13 protein-coding genes are annotated in these 12800 nt (G+C 61.7%); 5 read left to right on the top strand and 8 right to left on the bottom strand.

What is annotated here, in order from left to right; all coding sequences use genetic code 11:
• Positions 1-304 precede the first annotated feature (304 nt).
• From AB5Y54_RS01645 to AB5Y54_RS01620, 6 genes are read right to left on the bottom strand one after another with little or no spacing between them, the layout of a single operon-like run.
• Positions 305-1483 carry a hypothetical protein gene (locus AB5Y54_RS01645; protein WP_053288920.1) on the bottom strand — a complete coding sequence of 393 codons (1179 nt, stop codon included), beginning with the start codon at positions 1481-1483 and terminating at the stop codon, positions 305-307.
• Between the two features lie 2 nt (positions 1484-1485).
• Positions 1486-2148 carry an energy transducer TonB gene (locus AB5Y54_RS01640; RefSeq protein WP_053288921.1) on the bottom strand — a complete coding sequence of 221 codons (663 nt, stop codon included), beginning with the start codon at positions 2146-2148 and terminating at the stop codon, positions 1486-1488.
• Entirely contained in the window at positions 2145-2546 is a 402-nt protein-coding gene (locus AB5Y54_RS01635) for a biopolymer transporter ExbD (RefSeq protein ID WP_010672232.1), read from the bottom strand. Before AB5Y54_RS01635 ends, AB5Y54_RS01640 begins: the two co-directional genes overlap by 4 nt.
• Complete coding sequence (locus AB5Y54_RS01630) at positions 2543-3073, bottom strand: MotA/TolQ/ExbB proton channel family protein (protein ID WP_010672233.1); 531 nt, start codon at positions 3071-3073, stop codon at positions 2543-2545. The genes AB5Y54_RS01635 and AB5Y54_RS01630 overlap by 4 nt, the downstream gene beginning before the upstream one ends.
• On the bottom strand, positions 3070-4377 hold the full coding sequence (locus tag AB5Y54_RS01625; protein ID WP_368153141.1) for a MotA/TolQ/ExbB proton channel family protein: 1308 nt from the start codon (positions 4375-4377) through the stop codon (positions 3070-3072). The genes AB5Y54_RS01630 and AB5Y54_RS01625 overlap by 4 nt, the downstream gene beginning before the upstream one ends.
• Positions 4374-5135 carry a DUF3450 domain-containing protein gene (locus tag AB5Y54_RS01620; protein ID WP_053288923.1) on the bottom strand — a complete coding sequence of 254 codons (762 nt, stop codon included), beginning with the start codon at positions 5133-5135 and terminating at the stop codon, positions 4374-4376. The genes AB5Y54_RS01625 and AB5Y54_RS01620 overlap by 4 nt, the downstream gene beginning before the upstream one ends.
• A gap of 211 nt (positions 5136-5346) precedes the next feature.
• Between AB5Y54_RS01620 and AB5Y54_RS01615 the strand changes: the two genes are divergently transcribed.
• Positions 5347-6123, top strand: coding sequence for a LuxR family transcriptional regulator (locus tag AB5Y54_RS01615; RefSeq protein ID WP_010672236.1), 777 nt, complete (start codon positions 5347-5349; stop codon positions 6121-6123).
• Positions 6124-6183: 60 nt separating this feature from the next.
• Here the strand turns inward: AB5Y54_RS01615 and glmS are convergent, their stop codons facing one another.
• Together glmS and AB5Y54_RS01605 are read right to left on the bottom strand one after the other, a co-directional pair.
• Entirely contained in the window at positions 6184-8016 is a 1833-nt protein-coding gene (gene glmS / locus AB5Y54_RS01610; protein WP_201985609.1) for a glutamine--fructose-6-phosphate transaminase (isomerizing), read from the bottom strand.
• A 55-nt stretch (positions 8017-8071) separates the two neighbouring features.
• Positions 8072-8845, bottom strand: a complete 774-nt coding sequence (locus AB5Y54_RS01605) for a DeoR/GlpR family DNA-binding transcription regulator (RefSeq protein ID WP_010672253.1) — start codon at positions 8843-8845, stop codon at positions 8072-8074.
• A gap of 122 nt (positions 8846-8967) precedes the next feature.
• Between AB5Y54_RS01605 and blrA the strand changes: the two genes are divergently transcribed.
• From blrA to creD, 4 genes are all read left to right on the top strand, one after another.
• On the top strand, positions 8968-9642 hold the full coding sequence (blrA, locus tag AB5Y54_RS01600; protein ID WP_041212060.1) for a beta-lactam response regulator transcription factor BlrA: 675 nt from the start codon (positions 8968-8970) through the stop codon (positions 9640-9642).
• A gap of 34 nt (positions 9643-9676) precedes the next feature.
• The gene (locus AB5Y54_RS01595) at positions 9677-10369 is read left to right on the top strand and encodes an ATP-binding protein (protein ID WP_368153140.1); all 693 of its coding nucleotides are present in this window, start codon (positions 9677-9679) and stop codon (positions 10367-10369) included.
• A gap of 99 nt (positions 10370-10468) precedes the next feature.
• Positions 10469-11263 (top strand): class D beta-lactamase, encoded by a 795-nt coding sequence (gene blaOXA, locus AB5Y54_RS01590; protein WP_368153139.1) that lies wholly within the window; start codon positions 10469-10471, stop codon positions 11261-11263.
• A 121-nt stretch (positions 11264-11384) separates the two neighbouring features.
• Complete coding sequence (gene creD, locus AB5Y54_RS01585; protein WP_368153138.1) at positions 11385-12776, top strand: cell envelope integrity protein CreD; 1392 nt, start codon at positions 11385-11387, stop codon at positions 12774-12776.
• Positions 12777-12800: the final 24 nt, after the last annotated feature.

The raw sequence follows: 12800 nt of genomic DNA, 5'->3' as shown, positions 1-12800 counted from the left end.
TTTGATGCTCGATGCTGTGAGTGCCCACACAGATTGCTTGATTCAAATTGTTAAAGAGCGTCACGCTTATCGCGTTGAGGAGGCGCATCTTACGCCCCTCACTTCGAAAGTCAAGCGGTTGTTTTCGCTTTTCTTTCGGCGCTGGCTTCACGAGGAAGCTAGCTCATCAGTTCGGCGTGGTCCGCCGTGCTGGTAGGGGCGCATTATAGGGAGCCGCGCCGCGATGACAAGGGCTTTTTGTAAAAATGCGCTCGTTTGCTGAAAAAGCAGGCTAAACCCCATGAAATGAGAGTTTACCCCAGTTTCATGCCGATTTTTTGTTCATACCGTCAGTCTGGGCCTGAATGTAGTTGACCCAGCTGGTCGCCCTGTCTTGCCAGTTGTTCTGCTGTTGCAGCTCGCGAGCCAACACCAGCGCCTGAGCATATTGTTCTTTATTGAGGTGTGCCTGCACCAGCAGGGCCTTGGCTCTGTTGCCCTGCTCTCCCTTCACTGACTTGATGGCCGAGAGCTGGATCATGGCGGCATCCGTCTTGCCCTGTTGCAGCAGCAGTTCGGCGGCACGCATGGCGGCCTTGGGGTGAGCATGTTCCCGGGCAAGCAGTTGCCAGCTGTCCACAGCCTTCGGCCACTCACGTGCCCCTTCCCACAACTGGGCCAGCAATTGGCGATTCTCTGCGCTCTGCTTCATCTGTCCCTTGGCCATGGCAGACTCCAGCAGACGCGCACCGCGATAGGGCAGTCCCTGCCAGGCATACAGGCGGATCAGCTGGTTGCGGGCGGCGGCATCATCCATCAGTTGACGGTCGATGGCGGTTTGCAGCAGTGCAAGCGCTCGATCACCACGCTTGGCGGAGATATTGAGCGACACAGCCTGCTGCCACCACTTGCTCTCTTTCGGCTCGCGGCGGATCAACTCTTCGGCCTGATCCGCAGCCACGCCGTAACGCTGCAATGCAGTGAGGGAGGAGAGGCGGATGATGGCTGCCTGCTTCTGCCAGCTTTTCTTCAACAGTTGTTCACTCTGGCTGGCTGCCTCGCCGTACTGCTTGTTGTGGTAATAGAGGCCAGCCAAGCGCAGACGCAAGGTATCGTCAGCCTTGATGGCCAATGCGGCCTTGTAGCTGGCGATGGCGCCGGACCACTTGGATTGCTGGGCCTGGATATCCCCGCGCAGACGCAACAACTGAAGTCGTTGCTGCTCTGGCCACTCTTTATAGGCAAGAGCCTGCTCCACGTAGCGACTCGCCTGTGCGGTCTGCTGCAGATTGGCGGCCAGAGAGGCCTGTAACTGCGCCAGCCAGGCGTGCTCAGCCTCGGAACCGGGTTTGAGCACAGCCGCCTTGCTCTGGGCCTGTTGCCACTGGCCGGATTGATAGAGCTTCATCACGGGCTCCAGCTGGCGGGAGAAATGAGGGCTCACCTCCATCGCCAGACAGGCTTGGCTGACCAGGGCCAGCAGACAGATCCAGATCCGCAACATGGTTATGACTCCAATTTGAATTTGAGCGTGATGACTTGCACCAGCTTGTCGGTGGCGCCCGGCCTCGGCTGATAGCGCCACTTGTTGATCGCCTGAATGGCCGCTCGCTCGAACTGACGCTTCGGCTTGGCCTCGACCACCTCCACATCCTGTACCCGCCCATCGGCATCGACGCTGAAACGCAAGGTCACGGACCCCTCGATGCCGGCCTGCTGGGCCCGGTAGGGATAAACAGGCTCAACCCGTTGCAGTGGCATCAAGAGGTCACCGGCACCGATTCCAGCGCCCTGCTGCTGACCATGGAAATTGCCGCTCGCGACCGGAGTGGGACTGGTCGCCACGCCAGGGGCAAAGACCTGTACCGCACTCAGGGTCGAGACCAGATCCAGGCTCGGTTGTACCGAAGGCAACGGGGCCGCCGCCGGCATGGGCATCGGTGTCGAGGCCAGCGCGGCAGGCGGCTCCGGCAGGGGTTCCGGCTCCTGGGGTACCGGCCGCTCACGCACCTGTACCTCGGTCACCTCGTTCTGCATGTTGATGACGATGGATTTCTGCTCTGTGGTCGCCTTCTCCCCTCCGGGCGGCTCCACCAGGGTGGCCATGAACAACAGGATGCCCAGACTGAGGGCGATCCCCAGTCCCAGGCTCATCAACTTGTGTTTCATTTCGGTGCCACCGCCACGGCGATGTTGGCGATGCCTGCCGCCTTGGCTTCATCCATCACCCGCACCACCTTGCCGTGGGGTACCCGTTCATCGGCCTGGATCACCAGGCTTGCCTCGGGCTGCTCCGCCAACAGTCGGGCGAGGGTGGCCTGTACCCGCTCCACATCCACCTGTTTGCGGTCGAGGAAGATCTGCCCCTGAGCGCCGATCGCCAGCATGATGCTGGACGATTTCTGCGCCTTGGCCTGGCTGGCCTGGGGTCTGTGTACCTCAAGCCCGGCTTCGCGCACGAAGGAGGTGGTCACGATGAAGAAGATCAGCATGATGAAGACGATATCCAGCATGGGGGTCATGTCGATCTGCACTTCATCGCGCTGGCGTTTGGATTGCCGTCTCATTGCATTACCTTCTCTTCTCGCAGGCCGTCCCGGGTCTTGGCCAGCGCACGCTTGGCCTGACTCTCGAGCCGGCTAAGTAACAACACGCCGGAGAGGGCCACCACCATGCCTGCCATGGTGGGGATGGTGGCGCGGGAGATCCCGCCCGCCATGCTCTCCGGGTTAAAGCGGTTGGCCGCAGCCAGCGCATCGAATACGCCTATCATGCCGGTCACTGTACCCAGCAACCCCAGCATGGGGCAGAGCACCACCAGGGTGCGGATGAAGATCAGATGACGGTTGAGCGCCAGCTCCACTTCTGCCAGCCAGCGCCCGCGAATCGCGCGAGCGTGCCAGCTGTGACGCTCGCGACGCGCCTGCCAGCGGCCCAGCAGCTCACGCTGCAACGGTGCAAACCCCAGGTTGAGGTAGAGCAGCCGCTCGATCATCAGAATCCACATCAGCACCAGCAAGGCCAGAATGACCCAGAGCACCGGGCCGCCACGGCCCATGAAGCTCTGCAACTGCTGCCAGATGTCGAGCATCATGCTACCCGCTCCACCCTGTCACCATTGCTTTCGGCCCGCTCGGCCAGGATCCCGGCCACCTGCTGTTCCAGCACGTTGGAAAGCTCGGTGAAACGGGACTGCAACAGGCTGTTGGCCAGGATCAGCGGAATGGCCGCCACCAGACCCTGCACCGTGGTGACCAGGGCCATGGAGATGCCGCCCGCCATGATCTTGGGATCGCCGGTACCGAACTGGGTGATGGCCTGGAAGGTGCCGATCATACCGGTCACTGTCCCGAGCAGACCCAGCATGGGGGCGATGGCCGCGATCACCTTAACCATGCCGATGCCGCGCTCCAGGCGAGGGGTCTCCTGCAGGATCGCCTCATCCAGACGCAGTTCGAGGGTCTCCATGCTCAGTTCTGGATGCTTGTCAGCCACCGTCAGCACCCGGCCGAGGGCGTTGTCGGCATGATATTCACCGCTCTTGAGCTGGCGACGAACCCGACCCAGTTCGCGAGAGAGGCTCCACAGCCGTACTCCAGCGATCCCCAGGCCGATGGCTGCCAGCAGCACGATGATGGCGCCGACCTGGCCGCCCTGCTGGACTTGCTGCCAGAAGGTGGGCGCCTGGGCCAGCATATCGAGCAGAACACCGTGGGAGGGATCCAGCGGCAACGCTTCTCCCTCCTGACCCTGATAAGCGGCCACAGCGGAAAGCACGCTGCCTGGCAGGCCCAGCACCGGACTCAGGCCTTCGGCCTCCGGTTGCAAGAAACCCGCATCGCCCAGCAGGGCGAAGCTGCCGATCCGGGTCAACGTCTGCTCGCTGGCAACGCCCTGGGCATCGAGCACCTTGCCGTTGAACTGGGCAACCCGGCCCGATTCGCGGATCTCCTGCAGCAAGGTGGCTGGCAGCAGGGCAAGGGCGGCGCGATCAGGCACCTGTTTATCCTGTGCCATGGTTTTCAGCGGGGCGAGACGATCAGGATACTGGCCCTCGACGGCGGATTCGCTCAGCAACTTGACCGCATCGCTGGCGCCCTGACGGGTGACCGCAAAGATCTCGTTCATGTCGCCGGAGGCCTGCTCCCACTGGGTATTGAGATCCACCAGCTGCTTTTCATTGGCCGCGAACTGGCTGGCCAGCTCCTTGCTCAGGCGCTGGGCCTCGGCCAGCTTGGCACGGGCACTGCTCAGCTCCCTGGAGACAGACGCCAGATCCTGCTGAGCCTTCTGCTCACGGGCCTGTTCCTGCTGCTGCCAGGCTTCCTCGGCCACGGCGGCTGTGGTGCCCAGAGAGAGGGCGAGGGCAAGGGGTAACCACTTCATGGTGACGCTCATGACTGGGCCTCCTGACCACGGCTGACGGAAAGGGGGACATTCAACAACTGGGGAACTTTCTTGTCGGCAGCCATTTCCAACGCCTCGGCGATGGGGGAGAGCCACTGGCCGTCGAGGGCTTGCCACTGCTTGTGCTCGGCAGACCAACGCCACGCCTGGGAGCGATCGGCGGTCATCGCCAGCAGGGAGACCCGACCCAGAGCCAGCACATCGACCCGGCGCGGTGCGCCATCCAGCACCAGCTCGGCGGAATAATGGTCCAGCCTGCTGCCGTATTCGGCTTCAATCTGATAGGCCTGCAATAGCTGGCGGAACTTCTCCGCCTCGCTCACATCGGCTCTGGCCAGCGTCGCTTTCAAGGCAGCAACCCGCGCCAGACGATCCTCCCTGCGCAGCGGGATGTCATCCTGTACCAGCTGTTCCAGATCGGCTTGCATCTGCAGCATCAGGGGGACAAGCCCCTGCCTGGTCTCCTGTACCGCTTCCAACTGCTGGCTCAGCTTGCCCAGCTCGTTTTGCTGATCGGCCACCAGAGACTGCATGTAGCGGTTGTAGGCTTCCAGATCCCGCAGTTGCAGTTGGGCATTTTGCAGCTCAATCCTGGCGGCGACGGCTCCATCGGCGGCTTTCTCCACACGCAGCTGGGAGGCTTTCCCGTCGGCGATACTGTTCTTCAATGCTGGCGCAACCACTTCGTCGGCGGACACGACGCAATGAACGGCCATGGGTAACAAGGTCAGACCCCAAAACTTGTTCATGATATAAATCTTAACAATGATAACTATTCTCATTGTCTCAAAGAGTAGGGTCACTGGCAATCAGATGATTTTCTTGGCCTCTGGCCGAAAAAACAGGATACTTTTTAGACAAGTACGGGAATAACTGGCGTTGGTAGTCGCAACACCATTTTAAATAACTAAAAAATGTCTTTTCGATCAGCAAGATAAGTGATCGAAAAAGGAGACTTACATGTTTAACGATGCGATCTGGGAACACATAGATCGGTTCACCAAGGCGAAGAAGACCAGCGAGATCCAGCAACAACTGGAGCGCTTCAGTCATCAGATGGGGTTTGATTACTTCCGTTTGCTGATTATTTTCCCCATCAGTATGCAGAAATCCCATGTGGCCTTGTTCAACAACTGCCCCACCAGCTGGTTTGATGCCTATTCGGAACGGCACTACCTGACCCAGGATCCGGTCGTCTTCCTGGGACTGAAGCAGACCCAGCCCATCTTCTGGAACAAGCTCGATTGTGATGCCCCCTGGTTGCCCAGCGCCAGCAGGGAAGTAATGAACCTCGCCGCCGACTTCGGGGTGAGGAACGGCGTCTCCTTCCCGCTGCACACGCCGCAGGGGGAACACGGCATCCTCTCTTTCATCAGCAAGGAGAAGTCCAATTCCGATCTGATGTTTGAAAACGTTCCCCTGCTGTCATTCTGTGCCAGCTACATCTTCAACTCGGCCCTGACCCTCATCAAGGCCAGGCCAGACCTGATGAAATACCTGGCCGAGCTGTCGGATCGGGAGAAGGAGTGCCTGTTCTGGGCCAGCGAGGGCAAGACCTCCTGGGAGATCGCCACCATCCTCGGCATCAGCGAGCGAACCGTGAACTTCCACCTCAATCAGGTCACCAACAAGACGGACTCGCGCAACCGCAACCAGGCGATTGCCAAGAGCATCTCCAGCGGCATCATTGTGCCTTCCCTGGACGACGTCACCATCACCAACCTGCGGCTGTCATAGCCTGTTTTGCCAAAACAAAAAGAGCCGCAATGCGGCTCTTTTTTCATTTCCGGCGACGGCTTATTCCACCGTCACGGATTTTGCCAGGTTGCGCGGCTGATCCACGTCGGTACCCTTGATGAGGGCAACATGGTAGGAGAGCAGCTGCAGCGGCACAGTATAGACGATCGGCGCGATCACCTCTTCCACGTGGTTCAGGCTCATCACCCGCATGGTCTCGTCGCTCTTGAAGCCGGTATCGGCATCGGCGAAGACGTAGAGGATACCGCCACGGGCACGCACCTCTTCCACGTTGGACTTGAGCTTCTCCAGCAGATCGTTGTTCGGCGCCACCACTATGATGGGCATCTCGGCATCGATCAGCGCCAGCGGACCGTGCTTCAACTCACCGGCGGCATAGGCCTCGGCGTGGATGTAGGAGATCTCTTTGAGCTTGAGTGCCCCTTCCATGGCGATGGGGTACTGGCTGCCGCGACCCAGGAACAGGCTGTGGTGCTTGTCGGCAAACTCTTCGGCCAGGGCCTCGATATCCTTGGCCAGCGCCAGGCTCTCCTTGATGCGCAGCGGCAGGGCCTGCAGCGCCTTGACCAGCTCAGCTTCGGCGGCGGTGCTCAGGTGGCCACGGCAACGACCGATGGAGGCCACCAGCATCAGCAGACCGGCCAGCTGGGTGGTGAACGCTTTGGTGGAGGCCACGCCGATTTCGGCACCGGCTCGGGTCATAAAGGCCAGATCCGATTCACGCACCAGGGAGGAGCCCGGCACGTTGCAGATGGCCAGCGAGCTCATGTAGCCGGACTCCTTGGCCAGACGCAGGGCCGCCAGGGTATCGGCGGTCTCGCCGCTCTGGGAGAGGGTCACCAGCAGGCTGTTGGGGCGCACCACCGACTTGCGATAGCGGAACTCGGAGGCGATCTCCACGTCGCAGGAGACGCCGGCGATCTCTTCGAACCAGTAGCGAGCCACCATGCCGGAGTGATAGGAGGTGCCACAAGCGACGATCTGCACGTGATCGACCTTGTCGAAGATGGCGCGCGCACCATTGCCGAACGACTCGACCACCACGTGATCACCACCCAGACGCCCTTCCAGGGTGTTGGTGATGGCCTTGGGTTGCTCGTGGATCTCTTTGAGCATGTAGTGGCGATACTCGCCCTTGTCACCGGCGTCGTGGGAGAGTTCGGACTCCTGCTCTTCACGCACCACGGCCTCGCCGTGGGTATCGAAGATGTGCACGTCGCGACGGGTCACTTCGGCCACATCGCCCTCTTCGAGGAAGATGAAGCGGCGGGTCACCGGCAGCAGGGCCATCTGGTCGGAGGCGATGAAGTTCTCGCCGATGCCGCGGCCGATCACCAGGGGGGAGCCGGAACGGGCCACCACCACGCGGCTGTCGTCACGGCTGTCCATCACGACTGTGCCGTAGGCGCCGCGCAGTTGCTTCACCGTGACCTGCATGGCCGCCAGCAGGCTGGGGGCGGATTTCAGCTCGTGGTGCACCAGGTGGGCAATCACCTCGGTGTCGGTGTCGGAGCTGAACACATAGCCCAGCGCCTTGAGCTCTTCCCGCAGCTCTTCGTGGTTCTCGATGATGCCGTTGTGCACCACCACGATATGCTCGGAGACGTGGGGGTGAGCATTGCGCTCGGACGGCTCGCCATGGGTAGCCCAGCGGGTGTGGGCAATGCCGGTACCACCGTGGACGGACTGCTCCTCCAGTGCCTTGGCCAGCTCGGCTACCTTGCCGAGGCGACGCACCCGCTGCAGCGGCTGGTCGGCGCTGAACACGGCGACACCAGCCGAATCGTAGCCACGGTATTCCAGACGGCGCAGGCCCTCTACCAGGATTTCAGCCACATCACGTTGGGCGACGGCCCCGACGATGCCACACATAGACTTCTCCTTGAAACGTAAGACGTTAATTCGGTTGGATAATGGTTTGTTCAAATCACACGGCCACGGGGGCGCAAATCAGCGTGATCCCCCTGGCCTGAATCTGTTCTCTGGCCGCATTGCTCAGCCCCTCGTCGGTCACCAGGGTATGGATGCCGGACCAGGGCAGCTCGAGATTGGGGATCTTGCGGCCGATCTTCTCCGACTCCACCATGACGATGACCTCCCGCGACACTTCGGCCATGACCCGGGAGAGGCCCACCAGCTCGTTGAAGGTGGTGGTGCCCCGCTCCGGGTCGATGCCATCGGCACCGATGAAGAGCTGGTCGAAGTCATAGGAGCGCAGCACCTGCTCCGCCACCTGCCCCTGGAAAGATTCGGAATGGGGATCCCAGGTCCCGCCAGTCATCAGCAGGGTGGGCTCGTTTTCCAGCTCGCGCAGGGCACCAGCCACATTGAGGGAGTTGGTCATGACGATGAGGCCGCGCTTGTTGCCCAGCATGGGGATCATGGCGCTGGTGGTGCTGCCGCTGTCGATGATGACGCGGTTGTGATCGCGGATCCGCTCGGCGGCGGCGCGGGCAATGGCCAGCTTTCGATTCGAAACTTGTTCCGGGTTGCTGTCCACCACCATCTCGCTGGGGAGGGGAACGGCACCGCCGTAGCGACGCAGCAACAGGCCACCGGTCTCCAGCACCGCCAGATCTTTGCGGATGGTCACTTCGGAGGTGGCGAAGTGTTTGGCCAGGGCATCGACGCTGACTTCCCCCTGCTCCTGCACCAGACTCACTATGGTGTGACGGCGCTGCTGTGTGTTGCGTTTGGTCATCTTTAAATTTCGATTCGAAATAATGGCGAAATATTAATGCCTTTTCGGGAAAAATCAAACGGCAAATAGGATCCGATTTGGTTCGATGCCAGAATGAGGAGCCGATTTGCGACGAGGACGCCATGCAAAAACGACTCATCTGGCTGGTGGAAGATGAAGCCAGCATTGCCGATACCCTGATCTATGCCCTGCAGACCGATGGTTTCGAGGTGGAGTGGTTTCCCCTCGGTCAGCCGTTGCTGGCGCGACTGGAACAGACGCGACCGGATTTTTTGATCCTGGATGTGGGGCTACCGGACATCAGCGGTTTCGAACTGTGCAAGCGGGTGCGGGCACTGACCGATATTCCCCTGATGTTTCTCACCGCCCGCAGCGAGGAGATAGACAGGCTGATCGGGCTGGAGATAGGAGCAGACGACTATGTGGCCAAACCCTTCTCGCCCCGTGAGGTATGCGCCCGGGTGCGGGTCATCCTGCGCCGCAGCCAGCCCGCCCCCTACCAGCCGATACAGCCACTCGCCCTAGACGAGGAGCGGGCACGGATCTGCTTCCTGGGCCAGCCCCTGACGCTCACCCGCTATGAGTACCTGCTGCTCAAGACCCTGATGCTGGCGCCGGGTCGGGTCTACTCCCGCCAGCAGCTGATGGATCTGGTGTGGCAGGATGCGGAAGAGAGTCTGGATCGCACCGTCGACACCCACATCAAGACTCTGCGGGCCAAGCTGCGGGAGCGGGACCCTGACGCCAACCTGATCCTGACCCACCGCGGGCTGGGCTACAGTCTGGAGCTGGCATGAACTCGGGGTGGCCGGGCATCGGCAGGGGGATGAGATGAGAATCGGATTGCAACTGCTGTGCGGCCTGGTGCTGATCTTCGCCCTGGCCGCCTGGTTCGTGCTGGAGATCTTCGTCGAGGAGATCAAGCCCGGGGTACGCAGCGCCACCGAAGATACCCTGGTAGACATGGCGCAGATGCTGGCCCCCCTGGCCCTGGACGACATGCAGGAAGGAAAGATGGCGAATGGCCGGCTGGCCAGCGCCTTCGCCCGCCTCGAATCAGGGCAGGGGCTGGACAGACAATCCGTTGAGCCGGCCCGGCTGGGCAGACGGGTGCTCGATGCCCGCCAGATCCAGGCCCAGCGCCGCCAGATCGCCCTGCACGCCGAGCTGGGGGAAGGTCAGAAGCAGAAGTGGGATCCCCTGCTGGTGGAGCAGGCCCTTGGCAACCTGCTGGACAACGCCCTCGATTTCGCCCCCGCCGGCAGTACCCTGGTGCTGAGCGGCGCCATGGAGGAGGGGGGTTATTGCTTCCGGGTGCGGGATCAGGGGCCAGGCATTCCCGACTTTGCGCTGCCCAGGATTTTCGAGCGTTTCTACTCCCTGCCAAGGCCAGACAAGGGCAAGAGCAGCGGCCTCGGGCTCAGTTTTGCCATGGAGGTGGCACGCCAGCACGGCGGCCATCTTGCCCTTGCCAATCAGCCGGACGGGGGGGTGCTGGCCACACTCTGGCTGCCCGGCAACTGAGGACACTTCACACCAAGCACACAGAGCCGGGCTAAGCTGCACCTCCTCGATGACGACCTTCCCCGTCGATGCGCATTCGTATTAATCAAGGAGATAGATATGCCCCGTATGCTGTTGTCCGGTCTGCTTGCCGCCGGCCTCTTCTGTGCACTGCCTGCCAGCGCCGCTTCTGGCTGCATGCTGTTTGCCGATGGAACCGGCAAACCCGTCAGCACCCAGGGGGACTGTGCCGCCCAGTTGACCCCGGCCTCCACCTTCAAGATCCCGCTGGCACTGATGGGCTATGACAGCGGCTTCCTGGTGGATGAACAACTGCCGGCCCTGCCGTTCAAGGCCGGTGATCCTGATTTCCTGCCGGAGTGGAAACAGACCACCACCCCGAGCAGCTGGATGCAATTCTCGGTCATCTGGTACTCGCAGCGCCTCACCGAGTGGCTGGGAGAAGCTCGCTTCCAGCACTACGTGGACAGCTTCGACTACGGCAACCGGGATCTCGAAGGCAACCCGGGCAAGCACGACGGTCTGACCCAGGCCTGGCTCAGCACCAGCCTCGCCATCAGCCCCCAGGAGCAAGCCCGCTTCCTTGGCAAGATGGTGAGCGGCAAGCTGCCGGTCTCCGCCAAGACCCTGCGCCATACCGCCAACCTGATGCGTCAGCCCGACATCGACGGTTGGCAGATCCACGGCAAGACCGGCATGGGTTACCCCAAGCTGCTGGATGGCAGCCTGGACAGGGAGCAGCAGATCGGCTGGTTCGTCGGCTGGGCCAGCAAACAGGACAAGACGCTCATCTTCGTCCACACCGTTATCCAGACGCCGGGCAAGCAGTTCGCTTCCCTCAGGGCCAGGGAGGAGGTGTTCGCCGCCCTGCCGGCCCGGTTGAAGACACTCTGATGCCAGCAACACCGGCGCCTGGCGCCGGTTTTTTTATCCCCCTTCACCACCGCTTCACACTGCCCCATCCTCCCTTCACGCGACCCCGGCACACTCCCGTTCAACAACAAGGAGACGTGTCATGGTCAAACAGATTTTCACCCACAAGATCGCCCTGCTGCTGTTGCTCTGCCTGCTGATGATGATCCCGGTTCACGCCATCATGGAGCTGAATCGGGAGCGCCAGGCCTATCGCAGTCAGGCCATTCACAGCATCATGGCCAGCCACAGCGGGCCCCAGCGCCTGATGGGGCCCGTACTGGTGCAGCCCTATACCCGGGCCGTCACCGTCGAGCAGGATGGCAAACATTTCGTGCGCAAGGAGCAGGTCTATCGCTACCTGCTGCCCCAGAGGCTGGACGTGCGGGCCAGCATGGAGGTGACCCCGCGCAAGCTCGGCATCTATCAGGCCCAGATTTATCACAGTCGCCTCTCCCTCTCCGGCCTGATGCCCACCAGCCTGGCTGACAAGGGGCTGGTGGCCGGCAACCCGAACCTGAGCTTCGACCCGGCGGATCCCGCCCTGGTACCGGGCAAACCCTATCTCAGCCTGATCCTCTCCGATGCCCGGGGCATCAGCCGCGTACCCAAACTGCAATGGGGGGAGAAACGCATCCCGTTTGCCCCTGGTGCCCAGCTGGGGGACGGGCGAGTGGGGATCCATGCCCCGCTCGACGCCTTGCCAGACGAAGATGGCCGCTTTCACATCGAGCTGGATCTGCAGGGCATGAACGCGCTGGAAGTGGTGCCGCTCGGACAGGACAGCCGGTTTCACCTGAGCGGCAACTGGCCCCATCCCAATTTTCTCGGCGACTTTCTGCCCGGTGAACGCACCCTTGCGGATCAAGGGTTCGAGGCAAGCTGGCAGACCAGCTGGTTCGCCACCGACATGGAGAGCCGCTTCAACCGCATGATGAAGGGAGCGGGCACCAAACTGCCGTCATTCAGCGTCAGCCTGGTGCAACCGGTGGATCACTATCAGCTGAACGAGCGGGCCGCCAAATATGCCCTGCTGTTCATCGGCCTCACCTTCATCAACTTCTTCATGTTCGAGCTGCTCAAGGGGCTGCGGGTACACCCCATCCAGTACGCGCTGGTGGGCATGGGGCTGGCCATCTTCTATCTGGTGCTGCTGGCGCTGACCGAGCATCTCGGCTTTACCTGGGCCTATCTCATTGCCGCCCTGGCCAGTGTGGCCCTCAACGGCTTCTACCTGAGCCATGTGCTGGGCGGCCCGAAACAGGGCATGGGATTCGCCGCCCTGCTGGGGCTGGTCTACGCCATTCTGTTCGGGCTGCTGCAGGCCGAGGAGACAGCCCTGTTGCTCGGCGCCCTGCTGCTGTTCGCCACCCTGGCGCTGGTCATGGGGCTGACTCGCAAGCTCGACTGGTATCAGGTGATGGAGAGCAGTCCCTCCGCCACCGCATGGGCGGCCCCCCAGCCATCGACCAGTAACACCAGCCATCAGCCATAAGCAAAAAACCGGCGCCATCAGGCG

Source organism: Aeromonas sp. s9 (genome assembly GCF_040907765.1).
Taxonomy (GTDB): domain Bacteria; phylum Pseudomonadota; class Gammaproteobacteria; order Enterobacterales; family Aeromonadaceae; genus Aeromonas; species Aeromonas caviae.
Note: the sequence above shows the minus strand (reverse complement) of the source record. Positions and strands in the feature narration are given on the sequence as shown.